Below are 26948 nucleotides of genomic sequence, written 5' to 3' on the forward strand. Positions count from 1 at the left end.
TCTCAGGAAAGGTGTGCAGAAGAAATGGGGTTCTTCTGCAAATGAAAAGTTATTCGTCAGGAATTCAACTATTCCGGCCACAGGCCGGGTACCAGGATGACCAGCCGGCATCGTGGGCACCGATGGCAGGATTCGAGACCTTCAGCGGTGTCGACGCCGTCTGCCATCATCTCGGTGCCGCAGGCGGGACACAGGGGGGATTCGTTCATCGTGCGGGCGATTTCAGGCCGGCACCGCACAACGGCACGACCACCGATCGGGCGGTGAGCAGGTTCGCCGCCACCGCCCAGGTGGGGCTGCCAGCGTCAAAAGTCTGGTCGACGGCGGCGCTCACGGCGGCGAACGAGACCGCCGAGGTCGGCTCGACGAAGAGCCCCTCGTCGGCCAGTTCCTGGCGCGCGGCCGCGATCTGCCGGTCGGTGACGGAAACGATCGTGCCGCCGGTGGCGCGCACGGCCGCCAGGATCTGTTTTCCCCGCGGCGGCGCCGCGATGGCGATGCCCTCCGCGATCGTGGCACCGTTCTGGACGGCCGAGGGCGCGTCAAACCCCTGCGCCATGGCCTGTTCGAGCGGTGAACAAGCGGATGCCTGCACCGCGCAGAGCCGCGGCATCCGCTCGGCAAGCCCCGCGGCCACCAGCTCGCTGAACGCGAGGTAACACCCGAGAACCATCGTGCCGTTGCCGACTGGAACCACCACCGTCTCGGGCAGCGAGCGCCCGCGCTGCTCCCAGATCTCGTAGCCGTACGTTTTCACGCCGTGTAGAAAGTACGGGTGGTAGACGTGGCTCGCGTACAGCACGCCGTCTTGCCCCGCGGCCTGCAGAGCAGCCGCGGAGGTGTCCGCCCGCGAACCGGGCACCAGCTCAACCGTCGCGCCGTGCGCGCGCATCTGCGCGAGCTTGCCAGGAGAGGTGGATTCGGGAACGTACACCGTGCAGCCGATGCCGGCCCGCCCGAAATAGGCGGCCATCGCCGTGCCGGCGTTTCCGCTGCTGTCAACCATGGCCCCTGTGACGCCCAACCGTTTGGCGAGGGTAGCGAGCACGACTGCGCCGCGATCTTTGAACGAAAGCGTCGGCAGCAGAAAGTCGAGCTTGAGCTGCACGTGAGGAAGCGCGCGGGAGGGCACGAGGGGCGAGAAGCCCTCCCCCAGGGTGACCGTAGGGTCTACCGCGATCGGCAGGGCTTCCGTGTACCGCCAGAGCGACGGGGCGCGGCCGGGCAGAGCCGCGGCATCCATCGTCAGCGCGAAATCGACCACGTCGAGGATGCCGCCGCACCTGCATCTCCAGATCAGGCTCTCCACCGGGTAGATTGCGGCGCACTCGGAGCAGACAAGGTCGGGTAAAGCTGGCATCGCCTCAGACTAACTTGCCCCGCCGTCAACTTCCCGCGCTGAAACTGGTCGTGCCGCTGCTTGTTCTTCAGCGTGAAAGTGCATGCGGCGACTCGACAAGGCCTCAGAAATCTGCGGAGTGCTCCCGCAGCCAATCCATCGCGACCGCGGAGGCGTCCAGAACGGCGATGTGCCCATCTCGAGGCCGCAGCCACAGCTCCGCCTCTGGCGTGTTCTGCAGCAGCCAGGTGGCGTGCGCGGGCGGCACCACACGATCCCGACCACCCTGTGCGTAGAGCACGGGGGTCACGATGTCGGAAACGCTGAAACCCCACGGCAGAACGAAGGCCAGGTCGTCATCGACGAGGCCCTCGGTTCCGGCGGCGGAAGCGAGGCCGACATCGCTTTCCAGGGACGCCCAGGTACCCGCCAGCGCCGCATAGTCGCGGTCGACAAAACTTTTAGAGTCGAATTCGGCCGTCAGCTCGTACTCTTCTCGCGCGGCCGAGCCGAGCAGCGCAGCGCGCAGCGACTCACCATCGGACGCCATCCCGTCGAACCAGTCGAAGCCGTCGGCTTGCAGCGGGGCCAGGCTCGCCAGGCACGCCGTGGCCAACACTCGCTCGGGCAGCAGGGCGGCGCAGGCCAGTGCGTGCGGTCCCCCGCCAGACGCCCCCATCACGGCGAATCGGTCGAGGCCGAGCTGATCGGCCAACTGCGCCACGTCGTCCGCTGCCGAGGCGACGGTGCGCCCGCGTTGCCCGGTCGATCCGCCGTAGCTGGGCCTCCCATACGCCAACAGACGGATGCCCCGCGCGGCCGCCGCCACCACCAACGGCTCGAGCAGTGCCCCGGTCTGGGGCGAGCCGTGATGCCAGAGCACTGTGAAGGCATCCGCTGGAGTGTGAGCATCGGCGCTGTCGTGCACTCGCAGCGTGCGTCCGTCGGCCAGGAGCAAATCGCGCGGGGAAACCATGTGACCAGACTAGGCCGCTCGGGCGCCGCAACGGGGTAACCAAAAAAGCGAATGCTGCGTCCACGGGAGCGGGATGCACACCGTGCTCCACCACGACAGTGGCTTGAATTCTGTTGCGAAAGTCATGGTCGGTTCAGGGACGAACGGATCGAACCCGCTGCACCGACTCGCACCAGAGCACGTCTAATGACCTCGGTTGTGCCGATAAGGTCGAAGGTAGAAAATCACTAATCGGGGGAACTATGGAATTTGCAGAACTAATAAGGGCGTTAGCTCTCAAAGTACGAAACCAGCGAGAAGCAATTCAGACTGAAGAAGCCACCAAAAACGCGTTTATCATGCCCTTCATCTCGACCATCTTGGGCTACGACGTTTTCAATCCGTTGGAAGTCGTTCCCGAATTCACCGCTGATGTCGGGGTGAAAAAAGGCGAAAAGGTCGACTATGCGATCATGCGCGACGGTGAAGTCCAGATCCTCGTCGAATGCAAGAAGTCAACAGAAGCGTTGAAGATTGAACACGCCTCACAATTGTTCCGCTACTTCGCAGTCACCAATGCGCGCATCGCCGTTCTCACAAATGGCGAAATTTACCAGTTCTACACGGACTTGGACGCACCAAATCGTATGGATGAAAAGCCGTTTTTGGTTCTCGATTTGATGGACATCGACGAAACACTGATTCCGGAACTGAGGAAGCTGACCAAGGATGTCTTTGACCTCGACTCCATCATCAACTCGGCTGAGGAGCTCAAGTACATCGGTCAGATAAAGCGCACCATCGCGGCCCAATTCACTGAGCCTGAAGATGACTGGATTCGATTCTTCACGACTCGAGTTTATGACGGTGCTTTTACGCAGAAGATCCGTGAGCAATTTACGTCTTTGGTGACGAAATCGACAAAGCAGTTTCTGAACGATCAGGTTAATGACCGATTGAAAACAGCGCTGGGCGGCTCGAATTTCTCCGGTGCAGCGTCAGAAGTGGGCGGCGATGTCATCAACAGCCAAGACATAGTTGAGATCGATCTCGCCAGAGACACCGAGATCGAGACGACCCTCGAAGAACTAGAGGGGTATCAAATCGTCAAAGCGATTGCCTGCAGCGAAGTGAAACCCCAGCGAGTCATGCATAGAGATTCGAAATCCTATTTCGCCGTACTTCTCGATGACAACAATCGCAAGCCGGTCGCGCGACTTCATTTCAATGGACGGAAGCAGAAGTATCTCGGAGTCTTCGACGCCGACAAGGTCGAGACTCGCCACCCCATTGACACTCTTGACGAGATCTACCTGTTCGCGAAGAACATCCGCGAAACGATTAAGAGTTACCAGGACTAAATAGTTTGAGGCCATGCCAAGCGACATAGGTTGGGAGCCATGATGATTCACCGGTACTGGCGCATCATGCTCATCGCGCCGGTAATCGGGTTTCTCCTGGGGGCGGGTGTGTTCGGGGTGATGGCCATGGGCGGAAATCCCCACACGCGAACCGGTCAGACCATCGGAGACGTCGTGCCCGCGATTCTGGCCTACGGCGCCCTCGGTTTGGCCGTTAGCATTGCCGCGCTGATCGGCGGCTTCGTTCTGGTCGGCTGCCTCGACCGGCACCTCACGAAATCATCGGACACTCGCACGGTCCTGACCGCTCTCGGTGCGGCCGGCGGCGTGATGATTGTGGGGATCGTGTTGGCGATTGTGCAGGAGACGACCGGAGACGACAGTTGGTCCTACCTGCTTCTCCTTTTCAGCGTGGTACTCGCTATCGTGGCGGGCATCGTGGCCGCGGTTCTGGTCTGCTGGGCCGAGCGACGCGAACGCACCGGCCCGGAACGAGTCGAGCATCCACTGCCCAGTGCCTGGGTGGACTTCTAGAACGTAGGGTGAGCACATGGTTATTCGGCGTTACTGGCGCATCGCGGTGTTTGCACCGTTCGTGGGGTTTCTCCTCGCGGCGGGCCTGGCGGTCGTGATGACCAACGCAGGCAGCGGAGAAACCGAATTTAGGTTCTGGTTCGTCGTGCGTTCGATGGCGAATTACGGGGTGATTGGCCTCGTCATCGGGGCTGTCGCACTGCTGGGCGGGCTCGCCGCAGTGGCGATCGCCGATCGGCACCTGGCTAAATCGCGGCGTCTGCGCGTCACCGTAGCCGCATTTGGCGCGATGGGCGGTGTGGTGTTGCTGTCTGTGGCCATCGCGGCTGTGCTCGCGCTGATGGACGACGAAGTGTATGCCGGCATCACCATTGCATTCGGTCTGGCGTTCGGTGCGGCGGCCACCGTCGTGGCGGCCGCCATGGTGCTCTATGCGGAACGGCTAAGCCGCTAAGCCGCAGCGAACCGCTTCTGCGAGCGCGCCTTGGCCTTCTCCGCCTCGACCTCCCGGTTTTTGGGCGGTGCGACGCTCACGAGGTCTTCGAGCAGGTGCTGGGAGATGTGAGTGATTTCGTGCACCGCGCGGTCGAAGGCTTCTTCATTGGCCTTCGACGGATGCGTCGACCCACTGATCTTGCGCACGTATTGCAACGCGGCCGCGTACACCTCGTCGTCGGTCGCTGCGGGTTCGAAATTACTCAAGACGTGAATGTTTCGGCACATGCCTTCAGGGTAATCAAGGCTTGCGCACCCTTCAAGACCCGGGCGTAGTATGCCTAGCTCAGCCGGCTTCGACAGGAGACGTCCATGCCAGCCCCCACCGCCGACCTGATCGCCCGGCTGCGCGCCGCCGGTTGTGTCTTCGCGGAGGAGGAGGCCGAGCTGCTCCTGGCGGTCAAGCAGTCGCCAACGCAGCTCAACGCCATGGTCAACCGGCGCGTCGCGGGACTACCGCTCGAGCAGGTTCTCGGTTGGGCCGAGTTCTACGGCCTGCATATTTTGCTCGATCCGGGTGTGTTCGTGCCGCGACGGCGCACCGAGTTCCTGGTCACACAGGCACTGGCACTCTGCCCACCGGGGGCGGTCATTGTGGATCTGTGCTGCGGATCGGGCGCGGTGGCCACGGCGCTGGCCACTGCATTGCCCGGCGCCCGGCTGTATGCCGTCGATATCGACCCGACGGCGGTTGCCTGTGCCCGCCGCAACGTGGCAAACCGCGGGGAGGTGTTCGAGGGAGACCTTTTCGCGCCGCTGCCCGCGGCACTCGTGGGTCGGGTCGACATCATCGTGGCGAACGCGCCATACGTGCCGACCAATGAGATCATGCTGATGCCGATGGAAGCCCGCGCCTACGAGCCGCGCGCATCGGCCGATGGCGGCGATGATGGTCTCGACGTTCAGCGGCGCATTGCCGCCGCCGCCTCACCGTGGCTGTCGCCAAGCGGATGTCTGCTCATCGAAACTGGGCAGCGCCAAGCCCCGCAGACGGCCGAGATCCTCGCCGGGAGCGGTCTGCTCCCCCGCATTCTGCGGAACGAGGATCTGGACTCGACGGTGGTGATCGGCCTGCCGCTGTCGTGAGCGGATAACCTCAGTGATCGGGTAAGTCTGTAATCGAGGGAGATACGCATGACGACCAGCACCACTCACACCGCACGCCCCGTTCGCGCCGCCCGCGGCACCGAACTGAGCGCGAAGAGCTGGCAGACCGAGGGGCCGCTGCGCATGCTCATGAACAACCTCGACCCGGAGGTTGCCGAGCGCCCCGACGACCTCGTGGTCTACGGCGGCACCGGCAAAGCCGCCCGCAACTGGGAGTGCTTCGACGCGATCGTACGCACCCTCGAAACGCTGGAGAAAGACGAAACCCTGCTCGTGCAGTCGGGCAAACCGGTCGGCGTGTTTCGCACTCACGAATGGGCGCCGCGCGTGCTGATCGCCAACTCCAATCTCGTCGGCGATTGGGCTACCTGGCCCGAGTTTCGTCGCCTCGAGCACCTCGGGCTGACCATGTACGGGCAGATGACCGCCGGATCGTGGATCTACATCGGTACCCAGGGCATTCTGCAGGGCACCTACGAGACCTTCGGCGCCGTCGCCACGAAACGATTCAACGGCACCCTGGCCGGCACCCTCACGTTGACCGGCGGCGCGGGCGGCATGGGAGGCGCGCAGCCGCTCGCCGTCACGATGAATGACGGTGTCGTGCTCATTGTCGACGTTGACCCGGCACGGCTGCAGCGCCGGGTCGACCACGGCTATCTCGACGAGATGACCGACGACATCGATGATGCGGTCGCCCGGGTGCTGGCAGCCAAGTCGGAACGCCGTGCCCTCTCGGTGGGCCTGGTCGGTAATGCTGCGACCGTGTTTGCCGAGCTGCTGGCCCGCAGGGTGCCGATTGATATCGTCACCGACCAGACCAGCGCGCACGATCCGCTCTCCTATCTGCCCGAGGGTGTCAGCGTCGAACAGTGGCACGCCTATGCGGCTGAGAACCCGGAGGAGTTCACCTTGCGTGCCCGCGCAGCGATGGCCAAACAGGTGCAAGCCATGGTCGAATTTCAGGATGCTGGTGCCGAGGTCTTCGACTACGGCAACTCCATTCGCGCCGAGGCGAAGCTCGGCGGCTACGAGCGGGCATTCGAGTTTCCCGGGTTTGTGCCCGCCTATATTCGCCCGCTGTTCGCCGAGGGTAAGGGCCCGTTCCGCTGGGTGGCGCTCTCGGGCGACCCGGCCGACATTCTGGCTACCGACAAGGCCATTCTGGAACTGTTTCCGCACGACACACAGCTGCACCGGTGGATCACCAAGGCCGAAGAGAAGGTGCAGTTCGAAGGGCTGCCGGCCCGAATTTGCTGGCTCGGCTACCAGGAACGGCACCTGGCCGGGCTCAAGTTCAACGAAATGGTCGCCTCCGGCGAGCTCAGCGCGCCCATTGTGATCGGCCGCGACCACCTCGACTCCGGCTCTGTTGCCTCGCCCTACCGCGAGACCGAGGACATGAAAGACGGCTCCGACGCGATCGCCGACTGGCCGCTGCTGAACGCGCTGCTGAACACCGCCTCCGGCGCGACCTGGGTGTCGATTCACCACGGCGGTGGCGTCGGAATCGGCCGCAGCATCCACGCCGGTCAGGTCATCGTCGCCGACGGCACCGCACTGGCCGCCGAAAAGATCGAACGCGTGCTCACCAACGACCCGGGCACCGGGGTCATGCGGCACGTCGATGCTGGCTACGAGCGGGCCGAAGAGGTGGCCCGCGAGCGCGGGCTGCGCGTGCCCATGTGGGAAGAGTAGGAATGCTGCTCGGAGGCCTCGCCGAGATCGCGGATGTCGGCCGCGATTCCCGTCGCGGCGGCTACTCACGCCACCTCTGGCAGGGCGCCGACCTCGAGCTGCGCTCCTGGTTCGTCGAGCGCGCCGAACGTCTCGGACTCGAGGTCGAAACCGACCGCAATGGCAATCTGTGGGCGTGGTGGGGCAGCCCCGGAGCGGATGCCGTCGTCATCGGGAGTCACCTCGACTCCGTTCCCGGCGGCGGCGCCTACGACGGGCCGCTCGGCGTGGTCTCCTCGCTTGACGCCATCGCGCGGCTTCAGGCGAGCGGCTTTGTTCCGACCCGGCCGTGCGCTGTGCTCGTGTTCGCCGAAGAAGAAGGTTCACGCTTCGGTATAGCCTGCCTCGGCTCGAGGCTGCTGGCCGGTGCGATCGACGCCGATCGGGCGCGCGCGCTCACCGACCGTGACGGCGTGACGCTCGCCGACGCTGCCCGGCAGGTCGGCGTTGACCCGGCCCACCTCGGCGTCGACCGCGTTACACTCGCCCGCATCGGGCTGTTCATCGAACTGCACGTCGAGCAGGGGCGCGGCCTGATCGATCTCGGCCAGCCGGTGGCTGTGGCGTCGTCGATTCTGGCCCACGGTCGCTGGCGACTGACCGTTACCGGCCAGGGCAATCACGCCGGCGCGACCACCATGGATGAGCGCCGCGATCCAATGGTCGCGACGGCCCAGGCGATCGTCGCCGTGCAGGCCGCCGCGAGGCAACACACCGGTGCCCGCGCGACGATTGGCCGCATCGAGGCCATTCCGGGCGGCACTAACGTCATCGCGAGCCGGGTGCACGCCTGGCTCGATGCTCGCGCCGAGACCGACGCTGAAACCCGCGTGCTCGTGGCCGACATTCAAGCCCGCGCCCAGCAGGCAGCTGAACAAAACGGATGCTTCATCACCCTCACCGAGGAATCGTGGGCGGGCGCCGTTCAGTTCAACCCGGGGCTGCGAGCGAGGTTCGCCGCGGTGCTCGGGCAGGTGCCGCAGTTGCCCACTGGCGCCGGCCACGACGCCGGCGTGCTCGCCGCCCAGGTGCCGAGCGCGATGCTGTTCGTGCGAAACCCGACCGGCATCTCGCACGCGCCCGAAGAATTCGCCGAGGTCGCGGACTGCGTAGCCGGCATTGACGCCCTGGAACTCGTTCTGAGGGACTTGCTGTGAGCAGCTTCTGGTGTGAGACCCTGCTGATCGACGGGGTCGCTCTCGTTGATGTTCGGCTGGAGGTCGATACGGCTGGTCGCATCGCACGGGTTCGGTCCGGCGTCGCGGCGGAGGCTACGGACATCCGCTTGGGAATGGTTGTGCCCGGCTTGGGCAATGCGCACTCCCACGTCTTCCACCGGGCGTTGCGCGGTCAGACGCACGGGGAGGGCGGTGATTTCTGGAGCTGGCGCGAGCGGATGTACCGGGTCGCCGCGCAGCTCGACCCGTCGAAGTACCAGGACCTGGCGACGGCGGTGTTCGCCGAGATGCTCGTGAGCGGCTATACCGCCGTCGGCGAGTTTCACTATGTGCATCACCGGTCGGATGGCGCTCCGTATGAGACCGAGCACGCCATGGAATTGGCGCTCGCTTCGGCGGCGCGATCCGTCGGCATCCGTTTGGTGCTGCTCGACACTGTGTATTTGCAGGGCGGTATTGGCCTCGACCTGGCAGCGGAGCAGCGGGCGTTTGGCGACGGCAGCGCTGCCGCCTGGCTGACCCGGTGGCGGTCGCTGCGATCTGCTCTCGATGGCGACGGTCTCGTGACGCTCGGGGCCGCCCTGCACTCGGTGCGCGCCGTGACGCCCGACGCGATCCGCGAGGTGCTCGACGGGCTGCCGCCGGAGATTCCCCTGCACATTCACCTGTCGGAGCAGCCGCAGGAGAACGCGGATTGCCTCGCCGCATATGGCGTGACGCCGACGGGCCTGCTCTATTCGCTGGGCGCTCTTGAACCACGACTGAGCGTGGTTCACGCGACGCACCTGAGCGATGACGACCGTACCCTGCTCGGCGACGCGGGAGTGACCGTCGTGATGTGCCCCACTACCGAGGCGGATCTCGGCGACGGCATCGGGCCGGCGTTGGCTTTGGCCACTGTGGGTTCGCCGATCGCGCTCGGTTCCGATCAGAACGCGGTCATCGACCCATTTCTCGAGATGCGGGGCCTGGAAATGGGTGAACGGCTCGCCTCACAAAAACGCGGACGTTTTGCCCCCGCCGAGTTGCTCCACGCAGCATCGACCGCGGGCTATGCCGCACTGGGGCTCGGACGTCACCGGCTGCAGGTGGGCGATCCGTGCGATCTCGTCGAGGTGAGTACGGTCGGCGTGCGCACGATCGGCTCGGCGCCGGCTCAGCTTCCGCTCACGGCGACAGCTGCGGATGTGCTGCGCGTCATTGTCGGGGGGCGATTAGCGGCCACAGACGGCCAGCTCGTTAGCGGTGAGCGTGCGGCCGCGCTCATGGCCGACGCCCTCGCTAGGCTCGGCAAATGACGGAACTGATCACGGGCATCGCGGAACTCACCACGAACGATGATTCCGGCGAACGGGCGCACAATATGGCGCTCGTGATCGGCGACGGCCGGATCCTCTGGATCGGTACCGCCGCCCAGGCGCCCGCCGCAGATCATCAAACGGATGTCGGCGGCCGCGCCGTTCTGCCCGGCTGGGTCGACGCCCACACCCATCTCGTATTCGGCGGCGACCGATCCGCCGAGTTCGAAGCCCGGATGGCCGGTCAGGCTTATGCTGCCGGCGGCATCCAGACCACCGTCAGAGCGACGCGTGCTGCGACCGAGGAGCAGCTCGTAGCCACCGCGCGGCGGCTGCGCAACGAAGCCGAAGCGCAGGGCACCACATTTCTCGAGACGAAGACCGGCTATGGACTCGATGTAGCGAGCGAGGAGCGTTCGGCGCGGGCCGCCGCTCAGGTAGCCGATGTGGTGACCTTTCTCGGGGCCCACCTCGTGCCAGTCGGCGTTGATCGTCGCGACTACCTCGATCTCGTGACCGGGCCGATGCTGGCTGCCGTGCGTCCCTATGTACAGTTCATCGACGCGTTTTGCGAGCAGGGCGCATTCGACGTCGAGGAGACCCGCGAGGTACTGATCGCCGGCCGCGCTGCCGGTTTGGGCTTGCGCGTGCATGGCAATCAGCTCGGCTTCAGCGGTGGTGTGCGCCTTGCCGCCGACCTCGGCGCTCACAGCGTCGACCACTGCAACTATCTGGATCCGGCCGACATCGACGCTTTGGCTGCCTCAAACACGGTCGCTACTCTGTTGCCGGCCTGCGATCTGTCGACCCGACAACCGTTTCCCCCGGCCCGACGGCTGCTCGACGCCGGTGTGACCATCGCCCTGGCGACGAACTGCAATCCGGGCACCTCGTACACGACGTCGATGCCATTTTGCGTCGCGACCGCCGTGCTGCAAATGGGTCTGACCGTCGGCGAAGCCGTCTGGGCGGCGACCCGTGGGGCAGCCCGGTCGCTGGGCCGCGACGAGGGAGCGGATGCCATCGGCTCCCTGTTTGTAGGCGGCCGCGCCGACTTGCAGGTTCTGAATGCACCGTCGATTTCGCACCTGGCCTACCGGCCGGGGGTTCCCCTGACCGCTGGAGTGTGGCGAGAGGGCGCGCGCATTGAATCCTGACGGCATCGCCGTCCTGGAGTCGTACCAGCTCATCGCCAGCTAATTCAGCTGCGCAAACTACGCTGGGGGGATGACCTCTGGCCCGATCACACCTCCCCTGGCAAACAAGAAGCCGCAGCGCCGCGAGCACCACGGCGACGTCTATATCGACGATTACGAGTGGCTGCGCGACAAGGACAGCCCCGCGGTCATCGCGCACCTCGAAGCTGAGAACAGCTATACGACGGCCCGCACCCAGAACCAGGAACCGCTCCGTCAGCGGATTTTCGACGAGATCAAATCCCGCACCCAGGAGACCGACCTGAGTGTTCCGGTGCGCCGTGGAAACTACTGGTACTACACCCGCACGGTCGAGGGCCGGGAGTACGGCATCCACTGTCGCGCGCCGATCAGCAGCCAGGACGACTGGGCTGCGCCCCTCATCAGCGGGGACCAGATCGGCCTGGCCGGCGAGCAGATCCTGCTCGATGACAACGTCGAAGCCGAAGGCCACGAATTCTTCTCGCTCGGCAGCTTCGACCTCAGCGACGACGGCACCCAACTGCTCTACGCCGTCGATATAGAGGGCGACGAACGCTATACGATCCGGGTACGCACCATCGCGACCGGCGAGAACCTGCCAGACATTATCCCGAACACGAGCGCCGGCGCCCTGTTCGACCCGAGTGGGCGCTACCTCTTCTACACCACCGTCGACGACGCCTGGCGCCCCGACACCGTCTGGCGGCACGAAATCGGCGCCGCACGAGACACCGACACCAGCATCTTTCACGAACCCGATGAACGGTTCTGGGTCGGCGTCGGCATCACTCGCAGCCGCAAATTCCTCATGATCGAGGCCGGCTCGAGCGTCACCACCGAATCCTGGCTGCTCGATGCGAGCGATCCCACCGGTGACTTCACCGTGGTCTGGCCCCGGCACGACAACACCGAATACGATGTTGAGCACGCCATCATCGACGGTGAAGACCGTCTGCTGATCGTGCACAACGGCGGCGGCGCGGTCAATTTCGAGCTGGTCAGCGTCGCAGCCCAAGATCCACAGGGCGAGAAGCGGATGCTGCTGCCGCACGACCCGCAGATCCGCCTCGAAAGCGTCGACGCCTTCTCTGACTTTCTCGTCGTGGAGTACCGCAGGGACGGCCTCACCCGCCTCGCCATCGACCGGCACGACGCGAGCGGACTGACCGAGCTCGACTTCGACGAGCCGTTGTTCGCCGTCGGCTCGGCCGGCAACCCGGAGTGGACGCAGCCGACCATTCGATTCGGCTTCACCAGCTTCGTCACCCCGTCAACGGTGTACGATCTCGTCGTGGCTACCGGCGAGCGCCGCCTGCTTAAGCAGCAGCCGGTGCTCGGCGGCTATGACCCCACGCTGTACGAACAGCGCCGAGAGTGGGCGACCGCCGAAGACGGCACCCGTGTTCCGATTTCACTGGTCTACCGCCGCGACCTCGTCACGCCAGGAACCCCGGCGCCGACGTTGCTCTACGGCTATGGATCGTACGAGCACAGCATCGATCCCGGATTCGGAATCGCCCGGCTCAGCCTGCTCGACCGCGGCATGATCTTCGCCATCGCGCACGTGCGCGGCGGCGGCGAACTCGGCCGAACCTGGTACGAAACCGGTAAAACCCTGACCAAGCGCAACACGTTCACCGACTTCGTGAGTTGCGCCCGGCACGTCATCGACGCGGGCTTCACGACCCCCGACCAACTGGTCGCCGAGGGCGGCAGCGCCGGTGGACTGCTCATGGGTGCCGTCGCGAACCTCGCACCCGAACTGTTCGCCGGCATTCTCGCCGAGGTTCCATTCGTCGACGCCCTCACCTCAATTCTTGACCCGTCACTACCGCTAACCGTGATCGAATGGGACGAGTGGGGCGATCCCCTGCACGATGCAGAGGTGTACGCCTATATGAAGTCGTACTCCCCGGTCGAGAACGTGCGCGCCGTCACCTACCCGGCGATTCTTGCCGTGACCAGCCTGAACGATACCCGCGTTCTCTACGTCGAACCGGCCAAATGGGTGGCCAAGCTGCGGGAAGTCGGAGCGGATGCCCTGCTCAAGACCGAAATGTCAGCCGGCCACGGCGGAGTCTCCGGTCGCTACAGCGCGTGGCACGAGCGCGCCTTCAACTACGCCTGGGTGCTCGGCGCCGCCGGCCTGAATCCGTCAGAGAGCGACAACTAGGGGAATGCCGAACGGCCCAGACCTGACCCCCGCGTGGAAGCGGCTGGTGCAGGCGCCAGAGCAGCCGGCATCCGCTCTGCCGCGGATCGGTAATTTCGGGCAACCGCGGCCACCGGCCACCGGCCCGAAAGTGCCGATGGGGCTGCAGTTTGAGCTGCGCGAGCAGACTCCGCGCACGAATGACCGCTGGCGTGGGCCGACCGCCAAACCGGTGAAAGCGCTCGAGTCCGCCCACGGCGAGTTTCGGCTCGGTGTGCGGCCGGTCATTCACAATGCGAACGGCAACTGGGTGCGCAGCAACGTCACCTGGAGTCACCTCACCTTTCAGCTGAACCGGTTCAACCTCGACCCCGAACACCACCGCTGGATCTCGCAGTTCGCCGCACTCTACAAGGCCGTGCGCGAGGTGTACACGAACCAGGAAACCGACTGGATCTACCTCGACAACTTCACCAGCCCACTGCTCTGGCCGCTACTGCGGGAGGCCGAACAGCTCGGCATCGGCTTCGTCGGCACCAGGAAGGACGTCGTCGTTCGGATCGGTTCGCTCGCCGAGATCAGCCTCGACGCCTCCCGAACGGATGCCGCCGGCCCGGTGACCCTGCAAGCCCGCCTGCACATCGACGGGGAGAACCACCCGCTCGGCGCCGCCGGAATCATCGCCGGCCACGGCATCTACAGTGTGAGGTTCGGCCTGCCGACCGTGTTCACGCTCGCACCGACCGCTGGCCCGCTCAGCAGCGAGCAGCGGCACCTGGTCGGGCAGGTCGATGCGGCCAGCATTCCAGCGGCCGACACGACCGAGTTTCTCGGCACCATCTACCCCACGCTGCAGCGCACGGTCGCCGTGACCAGCACGGATGCCTCGGTGCATTTTCCCGAGGTGCTGCCCGACAACTTCGAGCGCACCGAAACGCCGCACCTCGTGATCACGACGGTGGAGACCGACCAGCGCGACTGGTTCGACCTTGGCGTGATCGTCACCGTCGGCGCGATCACCGTGCCATTCGGCCCGCTGTTCAAGGCGCTTGCGAAGGGGCAGACCCGACTGAAACTGGTCGACAACAGCTATCTCTCCCTGCAGAGCCCCGAGTTCGAGCAGCTGCACGAGCTCATCAACGAAGCCCGCGCACTGCAGGAGTGGGAGACCGGCCTGCGCATCAGCCGCTACCAGGCCAGTTTATGGAGCGACTTCGAGGACCTCGCCGACGAGACAGTGCCGGCCGTCTCGTGGCGGGCGGCCGCTGCCGGGCTTAAAAATCTGGCCGGCATTGATCCGACTCCGCTTCCGGACGGCGTACGCGCCACCCTGCGCCCCTACCAGGAAGAGGGGTTCGCCTGGCTCGCATTTCTTTGGAAACACCAGCTGGGCGGGGTACTCGCCGACGACATGGGGCTCGGCAAAACACTGCAGACCCTGGCGCTGCTGGTGCACGCGAGTGCCGCAAAACCCGGGCCTTTCCTGGTCGTCGCGCCGACATCCGTTGTGGCGAACTGGCGCAACGAGGCGACTCGATTCACGCCAGGGCTGCGTGTGCGCACCCTCACGGCGACGGAGGTAAAAAGCGGCACGCTGATAGCGGATGCTGCCACCGACGTTGACGTGCTCATCACTTCGTACGCGTTGTTCCGTCTCGATTTCGAGGCGTACCAGGCGGTAGCCTGGGCCGGCCTCATTCTCGATGAGGCCCAATTCGTGAAGAACCGCACGAGCCGCGCCTATGCCTGCGCGAAGGAGCTGAATACGCCGTTCAAACTGGCCATCACGGGCACTCCGCTGGAGAACAATCTGATGGACCTGTGGTCGCTGTTCAGCATCGTCGCACCTGGCCTGTTTGCATCATCCCGCAAATTCCTCGAGGACTACGTGCGGCCGGTGACCCGGGGTGAGAACCCCGAGCGGCTCGCAAAGCTGCGACGACGCATCCGCCCGCTGATTTTGCGCCGGACCAAGGACGTCGTGGCCCGTGACCTGCCGCCCAAGCAGGAACAGGAGCTGCAGATCGCGCTGAACCCGGCGCACCAGAAGCTCTACGACACGTTTCTGCAGCGGGAACGGCAGAAGCTCTACGGTTTGATCGAGGAGCTCGACAAGAACCGGTTTATCATTTTTCGCTCGCTCACCCTGCTGCGGCTGCTGAGCCTCGACGCCTCGCTCGTCGACAAGAAGTATGCGGGCGTGCGGTCGAGCAAGCTCGACGCCCTGTTCGAACAGCTCGACGACGTCATCGCCGAGGGACACAAGGCACTCATCTTCAGCCAGTTCACGTCATTTTTGAAGCTCGCCGCCGCCCGACTCGACGCGCAGGGTGTTCCATATTGCTACCTCGACGGGTCGACACTGCGGCGCAGCGAAGTAATCGACCGGTTCAAAAACGGCGCGGCACCCGTATTCCTGATCAGCCTCAAGGCCGGCGGCTTCGGCCTCAACCTGACCGAAGCCGACTATGTTTTTCTGCTCGACCCGTGGTGGAACCCGCAAACCGAGGCGCAGGCCATCGACCGCACCCACCGCATCGGCCAGACCCGCAACGTCATGGTGTACCGGCTCGTCGCGACCGGCACCATCGAGGAGAAGGTCGTTGCGCTCCAGAAGCAAAAATCGCAACTGTTCAACGCTGTGCTCGACGACGACGCCATGTTCAGCACCGCGCTCACCGCCGACGACATTCGCGGCCTGCTGGAGCCGTGATCAGACCGCGCTCGACGCCGCCCACAGATTGATTCCGTTGTCGACGGCGTGCTCGTCGATGGCGGTCAGCTCCTCGGCGGTGAAGTCGAGGTTCTGCAGCGCCCCCACATTCGCCTCGAGCTGCGCCACCGACGACGCTCCAATCAGAGCGCTCGTCACCTCGGAATTGCGCAGCACCCAGGCCAGTGCCAGCTGCGCCAGTGACTGGCCACGACCGGAGGCGATCTCGGTCAAGGCGCGAATATGGGTCAGCGCCTCGGCGCTCACCATGGACTTTTTCGCCGAGCCCTCCCGCGCCACGCGCGAGTCCGCGGGGATACCGCCGAGGTAGCGGTCGGTGAGCAGCCCCTGGGCCAGCGGCGAGAACGCAATGCAGCCAGCGCCGATGTCATCGAGCGTGTTGAGCAGATCGTCCTCGACCCACCGGTTGAACATCGAGTAGGAAGGCTGGTGGATCAGCAGCGGAGTGCCGAGGTCGGCCAGGATCGCGGCCGCTTCTCGGGTGCGTTCGGGCGAGTACGACGAGATTCCGGCGTAAAGGGCGCGGCCGCTCGTGACAGCGGTGTGCAGCGCCCCCATCGTCTCTTCGAGCGGGGTGTCGGGGTCGGCGCGGTGGGAGTAGAAGATGTCGACATAGTCAACGCCCATGCGCGAGAGCGACTGGTCGAGGCTCGACAACAGGTATTTGCGGCTTCCAAAGTTGCCATATGGGCCAGGCCACATGTCGTAACCGGCCTTGGTCGAGAGCACGACCTCATCGCGGTGGGCAGCGAAGTCCTCGCGAAACAGCTGGCCGAAGTTCGTTTCGGCCGAACCATAGGGCGGGCCGTAGTTGTTGGCCAGGTCGAAGTGGGTGATGCCGAGGTCGAAGGCCCGGCGGAGAATAGCTCGCTGCGTTGCGAGCGGCTTGTCATCGCCGAAGTTTTGCCACAGACCGAGCGAAATGGCGGGCAGTTTGAGGCCACTGCGCCCGGCGCGACGGTAGGGCATCGACTCGTAACGGGAATCATTCGGAAGATAAGTCATCTGATCATGATCCCACTTTTATTTTCCGCATCGACGTGGTCGCGGAGATAACCGGCAAAGCCAGCCGGGGCACGTCCAATTCGCCGCCCGGACGTCAGCACCGGAATCAGCGCGGTGCGCGCCTCGCTGACACCGAGTTGGCGCAGCGCGGCCACCAGGAGCACGTCTTCATCGCGGTCCACTGGCGCAAATTCCCCAGCAGCTAGATAGCGGTCGGCCCGCACCCCAAGGTTGGCGCCGTGAACGTGCGGATGCCCCTCACCAATCGTGTGCAGCGCTTCCCAGCGCAGCAGCTCGTGGGCGGCCAGATCGTCGTCGGGCTGCACCGTTCCGAGTACGAGCTCGGCACCATTGCGGGCCAGGGCGAGCTGGGTGACGAGCCAGTGCGGCGGCACGGCCGAGTCAGCATCGGTCGTGGCGATCCAAATCTGCGACGCGGATGCCGCATCGTCGTTTCGCGTACGCACATGCCCCAGCGCTTGCCGAATGCCCTCGCGGCGAGCCACACCAACGGCACCGGCGTCAATCTCCCGGCGCCGGAAGGCACTCCAGTTCGCGGCGACCCGTGACGACAGGTCGGTGCAGTGATCGAGCACCAGAAGCACGCACACTCGCGGTCGTTCCGGCTCTGGAACGGCGCACAGGGCGTCGATCGCCGCAGTAAGCGCATTTAAACAGCGCGGCAACAGCACCTCTTCATCGCGTACGGGCACGACGATCACCACATCTTTGATCCGCGCAGCTTCGATGCGCGACGGACCGGTCACGGCACCAACCCGTCGCGCTGAGCCACCGACAGGGCTGGCCGCTGCTCGTAGACTTCGAGTACGAAATCGCGTTCCAGGTGACGCACGGTGCGCTGCAGCCCAACGACGTGGGTGAGCTGCGCGTGCACCGCGTCACCGGTGAGCGGATAATCCGCCACCGGATGCCGCCAGTGGCAGGCCACGAGTGCACCCCCCGGAGCGAGACTGGCTCTGCATTGTTCGAGCACGCGGCGCAGGTCAGCGGCCGAGCAGTAATATCCCACCTCCGACAGCACGATCAGCTCAAACTCTCCCTCCGGCCAATCCGCCGGCAGCGTTCGGCGTTCAAAACTCACTCCGGGCCAGCCCACCAGTCGTTGCCTGGCAATGCCGAGAGGCTGCTCCACCAGGTCGATTCCCAGCACGGTGTCACAACGGTCGGCCAGCTCGGCGGTCAGCACGCCGGTCGAGCATCCCAATTCGAGCGCTGCACCAAAGCGCTGCCGCGGCAGTGCCGCGAGGAGGGCCGACCGCTTGCGTTTCTCATACCACCGCGTCTCGAAACCCCACGGATCGGGACCGGACGAGTAGACGGTGTCGAAATACCCGGCTGCGAGGCTCTGCTGCGGGTCAGCGTGGGCATCCGCTGGCGGTTCCGGCCGAACACGCACCTCAATTAGCGTTTCGTAGTCTCGCGCGAAGTGCGCCCGAAAGCTGGCCGGAACGATGGCTTCATCGCCGGGGGATTCCGACAATGGGCGCACCTGGCTGCGATGCAGCGCGAGGGCTTGAGCCTTGGCCGCACGTTCGACCGGCTTCAGGTCGAAAACCCGCACGGTTTCGGCAGACCACACCGCGTCATCGGGGGTCGACCAGTGCCAGGCCCAAATCGGGTATTCGAACAGCCTTGCCCGATGGGTACGTACCGCCCGCTCCGCTGCCGAACTCGCCGCAGCATGATCCGGATGCCCGTCGGCTCGCCACGGCGCTACCACCCAGGTCGAGTCGCCCGCATCGCCGATCGCCTCAGCGATCGCTCCCTCGGCGATATCCACATTCTCCGTCAGTTTGCCGTCTGGCAGCTCCAACAGGTGAACGAGCGCGTTGGGGGCGAGGTGGGCGAGGGCATCCGTCACCTCAATGCGGCGAAGCTGTGCGAGGCGCGCCGGGTCGTGGGTCGGTGAGTTGGGGTGCGACGCCTCACCGTTGCTCAGCACAATGACAATGATCGGCAGCCCGAGCCCGGCCACGTGAGCGATGAGTCCGCCGACCCCGAGGCTCTCGTCGTCGGGATGCGCCGACACAACAATCAGGCGTTCCAGCGCGTCGAGGCCGAGCGAGTTGAACCGAACAGGCAAGTGGGCTGCCTGCCAGGCCTTTTCGGGCGTTCCGCCGTCGGAATGATTGAACGTCACCATGGTGCACTCCCCCTCGTTACGAGCATCCGGCCCAAGACGGCATCGTCCCGTTCGGCATGGTGCTGGCGCACATACAGTTGCAGGTCGGCCACCCGCTGGGCGTGCCGGGCATCGAGAGCGAGTGGCGCCGGCCCGAGCGCGTGCCCGATCTGAAATATGACGTCCTCAACCGTTCGGGCGACGATTCCCCGCACGCGCGCGGCGAGCAGGGAGCCGGCAGCATCGTCGGCCTCCCCGGCATCGATGGCGGAGGCGGCCGCCGCGAGCGCAGTCTGCGCCCCGGTCACTGCCAGATCGACAGCGCCGAGGAGGGCGAGGGCGATCTGGTCGGGGGCGCGGCCCTGAGTGGAGTCGTACAGCGTGCGGGCCAAACCGACTGCCCCACCCCACCACACGGCCGCCACCCCGACACCACCCCAGGAGAACCCTGGCCGGCGCAGGTACCAGCCGTCGTCGCCGACAGCATCGGCGGTGACCGCGGTGAAATCGACCGGACCGCTCAGCACCTGCGACAGTCCACGGGCCACCCAGATGTCCTCATGCACCGTGATGCCGGGTTGGCCCAGGTCGACGGCGAACAGCTGGCGGCCGGGGTCACCGTGTGGGCGAGCAACGTGCGCTGTTACGAGCGCGTGGCTGAGCAACCCGGCGAGGGAACACCACGGCTTGATGCCGTCGAGCCGCCATCCGCCATCCACTCTTGTGGCCGTGAGTGGCATCTCTGGCCCCTCCGCCGCGAAGACGCCCCACGTTTGGTCCGGTCTTGGCGCATGGCCCGCTTGGTGCAGAATCGCCAGAGCATCGAGGTGGGCCTCGGCCACCCGAGCCGCAGTGAGGTCGGCGGCACCAAGTGTCGACAGGGTGTCGAAGAGCTGCATCGTGTGTCCTTCCCCCGGTCGGGGAACACGTACCAGAGTCTTCGCCAGCGCCAGCGCCCGCCGCGCGTCACCGTTGACCGCGGCGGCAGCGGCAGCGAGATCACCACGCACACTGAAAAGTTCAGCCGACCGCAGGACAGCTTCACGCTTCATGGCAACCCCCTCCACTCAGGAAGACTTGTCGGGTCGAACGTGCGTCAGGAGGTTCGGTGCGCGGATTTCCCTGCGGAGCGCTTGCGCGGCTTACGATTCTCCGCGCTGACCATCCAGGAATACTGCTCGAGCTTTTCGATGAAAGCGTGAAGAAGATCCGCGCTGGTGGGGTCTTCCTCGTCGACCTCATCGTGGACCTTGCGCATGTTGTCGACCGTGGCGTCGAGCCGTTCGGTAATGAGGGTGACCGTCTCGGTCGTGTCGACTTCGCCGTCGGGAAACTTCGGCAGGTGGGTGGCTTTGGTGACCGTCTCGCTGCGGCCATCGGGCATCGCGTCGAGTGCGCGCATGCGCTCGGCAACTTGGTCGGAGAATTCACGGGCATCGAGGATGATCTCGTCGAGTTGCAGGTGCAGGTCGCGAAAGTTCTTTCCGACGACGCTCCAGTGCGCCTGCTTGCCCTGCACGTGCAACTCGATCAGGTCGACCAGAACGGACTGCAGGTTGTCGCTGAGTGTTTCGGAGGCTTGCATGGTGTCCTTCCAATCGGGGAATTTGCCTCCAGACCATATCATGGCCGCGTAATCTGGGCCACAATGCAATTACCCGACCGAGGGCCGCAGACCCGACGTGCGGCCCCCGGCACCCAGGCTTCTCGCGGGCGCAGCCCAAGGCACGCTCTGACCTCGCCCTTCTCAGGCGTCCTTGGGAGCACGTGGCGGGTGCGGCTTGCTGTACTTCTTGTGTGCGGTCTGCGGGGCGGTGCCGAGGATGCGTGCGATATCGGCCCAGGAACAGCCGCCGTCGCGCATGGCGTTGACCGCCGCGGTGACCCGCAGGTTCACTTCAACGCGATCACGCACCGCGCGTTCCAACTCGCGCTCCAGAGCCCGGTAGGGCCGGGCGATGTGCGGGGCTGATTCATCTGCCGGCGGTCGCACTGGTTCAGCGCTACCCGCATCGGTCTGGTCGTGACTGTCGGGGGCAACACTGGTCATCGGCAACCTTTCCACTGATGAAATGTAGGCCCAGCGTGCTGGTGCGTCAACCACCTGACGCAGACATTTTGACGTCTGCGCAGTCGGCGTTGTAGGCGTCTCCTCGAACGTGCGTGCGCTATGGCAGAATCGATGGCATGGCAATCGAGGGACGTCCCGGTGCGGTCGTCTCCGTCAGCCGCGATGACGCGCACCGGTTCAGCAAGCCGGTGGTCGCAAGCATCCGTTTGCTGGCTGGAATCGGTGTCGACGGTGATTCTCACGCGGGTGCCACGGTGCAGCACCGCTACGCAAAAAAACGTAATCCCACTGCGCCCAACCTTTGCCAGGTTCACTTCATGGCCGCAGAGTTGTTCGACGACCTCGTACCGACCGGGTATACGGTCGCACCGGGCGAGCTCGGTGAAAACGTGACGACCATCGGCATCGATCTGATGACCCTGCCGCTCGGAACCCGCCTGCACCTCGGCAGCGAGGCCGTGGTCTCGATCACCGGAATGCGCAGCCCGTGCTCGCTCATCAACGGCTACCAGAAAGGCCTGATGAAGCAGCTCATTAGAACGGATGCCGCCGGCGCAGTTCAGCGCCGCGGCGGAATCATGGGCGTCGTGGTGACCGGCGGCATCGTGGAACAAGGCGACCGGATCCGGGTGGAGCTGCCCGTCGGTGAGCATCTCCCGCTCGGGGTCGTCTAGGTCTGGATTCACGCCCAGGCCTGACCATGGGCCCAATCTCTGGGCCCATGCCCGAAAGCAAAGCGCTACTGGGGGTCAGCGGAGGTGTGGAACCACGGCGGGTAGACCGCAACCTTGGGCTTATACGAGCTCGCCTTCAGGATGCCGCGCACAGTTTCGCGCACATTGTCATTGCAGACGCCGATCAGCGTGATCAGGTCCATCGGCACGGCGTCGGGCACGAGCAGCTCGGCTTCGAGAATCATCGCGCCGTCTGCTTCGGCGCGAAGGGTCTGCAGCATACGCTCAGCGGTGGCCGGCGTGGCGCCGAACCTGGTCAACGCTCCGGCGGCGTCACCGTTGGTGACGGCGACCACGCCGGGAACGAACGGGACCGGTTCTTCGGCGAGGTCAGCATTCTGCGCGGTTTCAGCCTGGGCCTCTGTCGAAACAATTTCAGCTGCGGCACGCGCCGCAATCCCCTCGTTGATCTTCTTGACCGTAGTAACGAGCATGACGAAGTCAAAGGCCTCGGAGCCGTGGGCATCGAGCGCCAGGCGCGGGTCAACGGCTTCGGCGCGCACGCTCTCCCAGACGGTCGCGTTCGGCGACAGAAAGAAGGGTACGTACTCAGCAACACTGCGGCCGTCGCCGGAGACGTGGGCAACCCGGCGCAGGTCGCGAGTGGCCGGTGCGGAGATGTCGACGGCGGGCCGCTCGGTGAGCGCGTCGTTGGCGAGCAGGCGTCCGTCCTGCAAAATGGCGCTGAGGTTGCTGATGTGGGTGAGGTGGTACACGCGCTGCTCGTCGACGTTGTCGGTCGAGAGCGTCTCAGCTCGCACCGGGCGAGGTGCGCCGGCGACGCGAACCGGGCGAGCTGTGCGCGCCACGGGCATGGCCGCGGTCGGCAGTGGGTCGCGCAGCGAGGACAGTTTCGGCGCCCGGGTCTTCTTCACCGGCGTGAGGGGCTCAGTAAGGACTTTGGGAAAGCACAGAGCGCACAATTGGCCCTCGAGTCCGTGGATGCATTCGTCGTCCAAGAGGGAAAAACCTTTCGTTACGCGGCTCGCGCCACTCGGAAAAGCCGAACGCGCATACCGCCTTTCAACGTTACGTTCATTTGGGTGGCCGCGCTGACCGTTCTTTAGTTTTTCAGCAACTCGACCCAAACAATGAGTCCGTCGTCAGTGGATTCGATGCGCAGATGATCGAGCCCGGGCACGATCAGGTCGGCCTCGAGTTCGGTCGCCGGATAGGTTCCGGCGACTCCGATCGTGGTGCAGCCAGCGGCGCGGCCGGCCTGCAACCCGGCGGGCGCATCCTCGATCACCAGACACCGGCGCGGGTCGACGCCGAGCCGAGCGGCTCCCTCCAGAAACGGTTCAGGGAACGGCTTGCCTCGCGGGGTGTCATCGATGGTCACGATCACGCTCGGTGCTACCAAAGCGGATGCCGCCAGCCGGGCGACCGCCAGTGGCCGCGCGCAGGACGTGACGATGGCCCGTCGACTCTCCGGCAGGCTGTTCAGGAGCGCTGCGGCACCGGGCAGCACGGTGATGTCATCGGTGTCGGCGGTTTCGAGGGCGAGAATTCGGTCGATCGCCTCGTCGACGCGGGCGGCTGGCACTAGTTCTGCGATGATGTCGCGCGCCGGGCGACCGTGGGCGGTTTCGTCCTTGGCCACGCCCCATTCGCTTGCCCAAGCGGCCCACGAGCGGTTGACCGCCGGCGTGGAATCGATGAGGGTGCCGTCCATGTCGAACAATACGGCGTCGAAGGTGCGCCCCTGCAAAACGTTCGCGGTAGTAAAACTGGGGTCGGGCATGCGTTGTCCTTTCGTCGCGCCGGCTGGGTGCCGGTGTTTCAACGGTAGGCCACCCACCATCGCCCATGCCATTCGGTGCCGTGCGGGCAGGTATCGTGGACAGCAACAACCGAGCTGGGAGACCTTGACGTGTGGACGACCGTTCTGGTGATTGCGGCCGTGCTGGTGGGCTCGAGCATGCAGCGCATCACTGGCATGGGGTTCGCCCTGGTAGCGGCGCCCTTTCTGGTGTTACTGCTCGGACCGGTTGACGGCGTCATCGTGGTCAACGTGTGTGGGGCCCTCACGGCGAGCATCATCTTGATGCGAGTATTTCGACAGGTGGACTGGCGGCGCTACGGTGTTTTGGCGGTCTGCGCCGTCGTAGGCATCGTGCCCGGCTCTTACGTTTTGCAGTTCGTTTCGGTAGCCTGGCTCGAAATTTCGATCGGCGTACTCGTGGCGGCCGGTCTGACCATATCGGTGAATCTCGGCCGGGTCGTTGTGCGCGACCGTCTGGGTTTTCGCGTGATGGCCGGCATGACCAGCGGGTTCATGAACACGACGGCCGGCGTCGGCGGCCCAGCGGTGAGTATTTATGCGATTGCCACGGGGTGGCCGCAGCGGTCCTTTGCCGCGACCATGCAGCCGTACTTTCTCACGATCGGGCTGGCGTCCCTGGCCTCAAAATTCGCCCTGGGATCGGCCGACCTGCCCCAGTTGCCGGTGCTGGTCTGGGTGCTCATCGGGTGCGCCTGCATCGTGGGGCTCATCGTCGGTGACCGGCTGGCCACTGTGATCGAGCCGCACGTGGCCCGACGCCTGCTCGTAATCGTTGCCTATCTCGGGTCGTTCGCGACCATCGTGCGCGGAGTAGTCGAGCTGCTCGTCTAAGGCGGCCGGAGATTTGCCCATGACCTCAGATGGTGAAGTCGGCGCCCTCGACGGCAGCCGGGTTGGCAACGTGATGCGCGGCATCCGTCTGCATCCTGTGCTCGTCGGAATAGGTAGCCGTTACCAGGATGGGCATGTGATCTGAGGTGCCCTGCGGGAGGGTCTCGACATTGGAAATTTTTAGGCCCATCGAGGTCGCCAGATCGAAGTGTCCGCGAAAGAACTTATAACGGGTGTACGTGCGCGTATCGCTGAGCGTGAGATCGTAGCCGGCCTGATTCACCTTATTGCCGAGCTTGCCCTGAAAGATTGGATAGTTGTAATCGCCAACCATGAGGGTCGGCAGGCCGGGGCCCAGAACGCTCAACTCTTCGTGGGCGGTGCGAATCTGGTTGCGGCGCAGGGAATTGAGCGCGGTCAGCGGCGCGGCGTGAAAGGATGCGACGACGAGCTCCCGCTGCGCGACATTGTCGATCAGGCGGGTGGCGATCAGTCTCTCGTGTGCGGGCGCGGCGAGGTGATCGTGCAACGACTTCTTCAACGCAAAAGCCTGCGTCCTGACCGCCGTGAAACGGTCCTTGTTGTAGTAGATGGCGAGGCCTAGCCGGTTACGCTGGGTGGAGTCCGCCAGGTGCAGGTGGCCGACCTCGGCCGGCAAATCGATGGTGTTGCATTCCTGCAGGCAGAGAATGTTGGGACTGTAACGTTCGGCCAGGGCGACGAGTTCGCCGCTGGCACGGTTCTTTCGGAGGTTGTAACTAATGACCCTCATGGCACCCGTCTCAGACTTGATGGCTATGCCTCCAGCCTACGACTCTGAACGGGGTCGACATTAAACATCCGGGGTCAGTTGACACATGCGCAGGTGGCATCCAGCCTGCCGACTTCCCTGATCGGGGGTTAGCCGGCTCCAACGATGAACATGGTCGCGATGAAGACCAGGCCGGCCGCGAGAAAGGTGATCGTCGTGTAACCGAGAATGTCACGCATTTTCAGCCCGGCGATCGCCAACAACGGCAGCGCCCAGAACGGCTGGATCATGTTGGTCCATTGGTCTCCGTAGGAGACGGCCATGATGGCAACCGAAGGGTCGACGCCGAGGCGCTCGGCCGCGTCGAGCATGATCGGGCCCTGTACCGCGAACTGGCCGCCGCCGGAGGGCACGAAGAAATTCACCAGTCCGGCCGCGAGCAGCGCCATAACGCCGAAGGTCGCCGGGGTCGACACGTTCACGAAGAAGTCGGAGAAGACGCCGATCAGACCCGAGCCGACCATCATGCCGAGAATTCCCGCGTAGAGCGGAAACTGCAGCAGAATGTCGCCGACGTTCGACGCCGCGTCTTTGGTGAGCCGGATGAGTTCGAACGGGTTGCGAACGAGCAAAAAAATGAGCCCGAGAAACGACCAGTTGACGATGTCCAGGCTGAGCGTCCCCCCTTCGACAAAGTGGATGACGAGGTAAGCAATGAGCGCCAGCCCTACGATCAGGGTCAGGATGCGGCTGGCATCAAGCCGATCAGCGGGCGTCACCACCGCTTCTTCGGCGACCGTCTTCTCGCGTGCATCGACCTCGAGCACGAAGACCGCCGCGTTGCGCCGCGGGGCGACGAGCGCCAGGGCAAGCGCTACAACGACGATGGTGACTATGGCTGCCGTAATATTCCACGCGGAGAATGTCGTGTCGCTGAGCGGAATCGTGCGGCCCAGCTGCTCGGCCAGGAAGGAGCCCTCGGTGGCCGCGGTGAGCGGACCCGACCCCGAATAGCCCATGTGCCAGATCACGAAGCCGGAGTATCCGGCGGCCACCAGTAGTGGAAAGTGCACCGGCACGCCCTTGGCGCGCAGCTGAAAGGCAACCTCCTTGGCGAGTAATCCACCGACCACGAGCCCGAGGCCCCAGGTGATGAGGCAGGCCACCGCGGCGACCGTGAACACAAAGAGGTAAGCCTGCAGAGCCGTACGAGGAACGCCGCCCAGGCGCACGAGCAGCCGGTGCACCGGAGTGGTATTGGCCAGAACGTGACCGAGCAGCAGCACAAGCGCCATCTGCGTCATGAAGGCAAGCAGCCCGGCCAAGCCGTCACCCCAGCTGCGAACGACGTCGACCGGGCTGGAATCGGTGAGAATCAGTGCCAGGACGGCCACGATCACGGTCAGCGCGATAACAAACACAAGGGCGCTCGGAATGAACCGTTCGACGAGCGAGTTGATCGGGCGCATGAACGCGGCGGCCGGTCCGGTGGGGCGTTTATCAGTGGCAGTTGACACGAAGGGTCTCCCTGAGTTGCTACAACGTTGTGGCTCAGGGCG

The 26948-nt window shown here is 64.8% G+C and carries 25 protein-coding genes; 12 read left to right on the plus strand and 13 right to left on the minus strand.

Translation table 11 applies throughout. The features are described from left to right. Positions 1 to 205: 205 nt before the first annotated feature. Both E3T39_RS10980 and E3T39_RS10985 read right to left on the minus strand, forming a co-directional pair. Complete coding sequence (locus tag E3T39_RS10980; protein ID WP_134515215.1) at positions 206 to 1360, minus strand: threonine synthase; 1155 nt, start codon at positions 1358 to 1360, stop codon at positions 206 to 208. Positions 1361 to 1463: 103 nt separating this feature from the next. Further along, entirely contained in the window at positions 1464 to 2315 is an 852-nt protein-coding gene (locus E3T39_RS10985; RefSeq protein WP_134515217.1) for an alpha/beta fold hydrolase, read from the minus strand. A gap of 242 nt (positions 2316 to 2557) precedes the next feature. Here E3T39_RS10985 and E3T39_RS10990 point away from each other — a divergent pair, with 242 nt between their 5' ends. The 3 genes from E3T39_RS10990 to E3T39_RS11000 are packed head-to-tail and all read left to right on the plus strand — an operon-like array spanning position 2558 to position 4643. Then, positions 2558 to 3655: a type I restriction endonuclease gene (locus E3T39_RS10990; protein WP_134515219.1), complete on the plus strand. Its 1098-nt coding sequence runs from the start codon at positions 2558 to 2560 to the stop codon at positions 3653 to 3655. A 39-nt stretch (positions 3656 to 3694) separates the two neighbouring features. Further along, positions 3695 to 4189: a hypothetical protein gene (locus tag E3T39_RS10995; protein ID WP_134515221.1), complete on the plus strand. Its 495-nt coding sequence runs from the start codon at positions 3695 to 3697 to the stop codon at positions 4187 to 4189. Positions 4190 to 4205: 16 nt separating this feature from the next. Next, complete coding sequence (locus E3T39_RS11000) at positions 4206 to 4643, plus strand: hypothetical protein (protein ID WP_134515223.1); 438 nt, start codon at positions 4206 to 4208, stop codon at positions 4641 to 4643. Here E3T39_RS11000 and E3T39_RS11005 read toward each other — a convergent pair. Beyond that, positions 4640 to 4912, minus strand: coding sequence for a DUF2277 domain-containing protein (locus E3T39_RS11005; protein ID WP_134515224.1), 273 nt, complete (start codon positions 4910 to 4912; stop codon positions 4640 to 4642). The genes E3T39_RS11000 and E3T39_RS11005 overlap by 4 nt on opposite strands. An 84-nt stretch (positions 4913 to 4996) precedes the next feature. Between E3T39_RS11005 and E3T39_RS11010 the strand changes: the two genes are divergently transcribed. The 7 genes from E3T39_RS11010 (at position 4997) to E3T39_RS11040 (ending at position 16047) form a co-directional block, all read left to right on the plus strand. Further along, entirely contained in the window at positions 4997 to 5770 is a 774-nt protein-coding gene (locus tag E3T39_RS11010; protein ID WP_134515226.1) for a putative protein N(5)-glutamine methyltransferase, read from the plus strand. Between the two features lie 48 nt (positions 5771 to 5818). Next, a complete protein-coding gene (gene hutU, locus E3T39_RS11015) occupies positions 5819 to 7489 on the plus strand; it encodes a urocanate hydratase (protein ID WP_134515228.1) in 1671 nt (556 codons plus the stop codon). A gap of 2 nt (positions 7490 to 7491) precedes the next feature. Then, positions 7492 to 8685 (plus strand): allantoate amidohydrolase, encoded by a 1194-nt coding sequence (locus E3T39_RS11020; protein WP_134515229.1) that lies wholly within the window; start codon positions 7492 to 7494, stop codon positions 8683 to 8685. Further along, the gene (locus E3T39_RS11025) at positions 8682 to 10004 is read left to right on the plus strand and encodes a formimidoylglutamate deiminase (protein WP_134515231.1); all 1323 of its coding nucleotides are present in this window, start codon (positions 8682 to 8684) and stop codon (positions 10002 to 10004) included. Before E3T39_RS11020 ends, E3T39_RS11025 begins: the two co-directional genes overlap by 4 nt. After that, complete coding sequence (hutI, locus tag E3T39_RS11030; RefSeq protein WP_134515233.1) at positions 10001 to 11161, plus strand: imidazolonepropionase; 1161 nt, start codon at positions 10001 to 10003, stop codon at positions 11159 to 11161. The genes E3T39_RS11025 and hutI overlap by 4 nt, the downstream gene beginning before the upstream one ends. Before the next feature lie 70 nt (positions 11162 to 11231). Next, on the plus strand, positions 11232 to 13355 hold the full coding sequence (locus E3T39_RS11035) for a S9 family peptidase (protein WP_134515234.1): 2124 nt from the start codon (positions 11232 to 11234) through the stop codon (positions 13353 to 13355). A 4-nt stretch (positions 13356 to 13359) separates the two neighbouring features. Beyond that, the gene (locus tag E3T39_RS11040; RefSeq protein ID WP_134515236.1) at positions 13360 to 16047 is read left to right on the plus strand and encodes a DEAD/DEAH box helicase; all 2688 of its coding nucleotides are present in this window, start codon (positions 13360 to 13362) and stop codon (positions 16045 to 16047) included. Here E3T39_RS11040 and mgrA read toward each other — a convergent pair whose 3' ends face one another. From mgrA to E3T39_RS11070, 6 genes are all read right to left on the minus strand, one after another. Continuing rightward, entirely contained in the window at positions 16048 to 17073 is a 1026-nt protein-coding gene (gene mgrA / locus E3T39_RS11045) for an L-glyceraldehyde 3-phosphate reductase (RefSeq protein WP_134515238.1), read from the minus strand. Continuing rightward, the gene (locus E3T39_RS11050; protein WP_134515240.1) at positions 17070 to 17840 is read right to left on the minus strand and encodes a glycosyltransferase; all 771 of its coding nucleotides are present in this window, start codon (positions 17838 to 17840) and stop codon (positions 17070 to 17072) included. The genes mgrA and E3T39_RS11050 overlap by 4 nt, the downstream gene beginning before the upstream one ends. Further along, positions 17837 to 19237 carry a PIG-L family deacetylase gene (locus E3T39_RS11055; RefSeq protein ID WP_134515242.1) on the minus strand — a complete coding sequence of 467 codons (1401 nt, stop codon included), beginning with the start codon at positions 19235 to 19237 and terminating at the stop codon, positions 17837 to 17839. Before E3T39_RS11055 ends, E3T39_RS11050 begins: the two co-directional genes overlap by 4 nt. Next, positions 19231 to 20268, minus strand: a complete 1038-nt coding sequence (locus tag E3T39_RS11060; RefSeq protein WP_134515244.1) for an acyl-CoA dehydrogenase family protein — start codon at positions 20266 to 20268, stop codon at positions 19231 to 19233. Before E3T39_RS11060 ends, E3T39_RS11055 begins: the two co-directional genes overlap by 7 nt. Positions 20269 to 20312: 44 nt before the next feature. After that, positions 20313 to 20801, minus strand: a complete 489-nt coding sequence (locus tag E3T39_RS11065) for a Dps family protein (protein ID WP_134515246.1) — start codon at positions 20799 to 20801, stop codon at positions 20313 to 20315. A 162-nt stretch (positions 20802 to 20963) separates the two neighbouring features. Further along, on the minus strand, positions 20964 to 21266 hold the full coding sequence (locus E3T39_RS11070; RefSeq protein WP_134515248.1) for a helix-turn-helix domain-containing protein: 303 nt from the start codon (positions 21264 to 21266) through the stop codon (positions 20964 to 20966). A 137-nt stretch (positions 21267 to 21403) separates the two neighbouring features. Between E3T39_RS11070 and E3T39_RS11075 the strand changes: the two genes are divergently transcribed. Beyond that, entirely contained in the window at positions 21404 to 21961 is a 558-nt protein-coding gene (locus tag E3T39_RS11075; RefSeq protein ID WP_134515250.1) for an MOSC domain-containing protein, read from the plus strand. A gap of 65 nt (positions 21962 to 22026) precedes the next feature. On the opposite strand, the gene E3T39_RS11080 is transcribed toward E3T39_RS11075, so the two are convergent. Both E3T39_RS11080 and E3T39_RS11085 read right to left on the minus strand, forming a co-directional pair. Next, positions 22027 to 22980: a DarT ssDNA thymidine ADP-ribosyltransferase family protein gene (locus tag E3T39_RS11080; protein WP_134515252.1), complete on the minus strand. Its 954-nt coding sequence runs from the start codon at positions 22978 to 22980 to the stop codon at positions 22027 to 22029. A 104-nt stretch (positions 22981 to 23084) separates the two neighbouring features. After that, positions 23085 to 23765, minus strand: coding sequence for an HAD-IA family hydrolase (locus tag E3T39_RS11085; protein ID WP_134515254.1), 681 nt, complete (start codon positions 23763 to 23765; stop codon positions 23085 to 23087). 129 nt (positions 23766 to 23894) lie between these two features. Between E3T39_RS11085 and E3T39_RS11090 the strand changes: the two genes are divergently transcribed. After that, positions 23895 to 24638, plus strand: coding sequence for a sulfite exporter TauE/SafE family protein (locus E3T39_RS11090; protein WP_134515256.1), 744 nt, complete (start codon positions 23895 to 23897; stop codon positions 24636 to 24638). 25 nt (positions 24639 to 24663) lie between these two features. On the opposite strand, the gene E3T39_RS11095 is transcribed toward E3T39_RS11090, so the two are convergent. Both E3T39_RS11095 and E3T39_RS11100 read right to left on the minus strand, forming a co-directional pair. Then, a complete protein-coding gene (locus tag E3T39_RS11095; RefSeq protein ID WP_134515257.1) occupies positions 24664 to 25410 on the minus strand; it encodes an endonuclease/exonuclease/phosphatase family protein in 747 nt (248 codons plus the stop codon). Positions 25411 to 25538: 128 nt separating this feature from the next. Next, complete coding sequence (locus E3T39_RS11100; RefSeq protein ID WP_134515787.1) at positions 25539 to 26858, minus strand: short-chain fatty acid transporter; 1320 nt, start codon at positions 26856 to 26858, stop codon at positions 25539 to 25541. Positions 26859 to 26948 lie beyond the last annotated feature (90 nt).

The organism is Cryobacterium suzukii (assembly GCF_004403185.1).
In the GTDB taxonomy this organism is placed as follows: Bacteria; Actinomycetota; Actinomycetes; order Actinomycetales; family Microbacteriaceae; genus Cryobacterium; species Cryobacterium suzukii.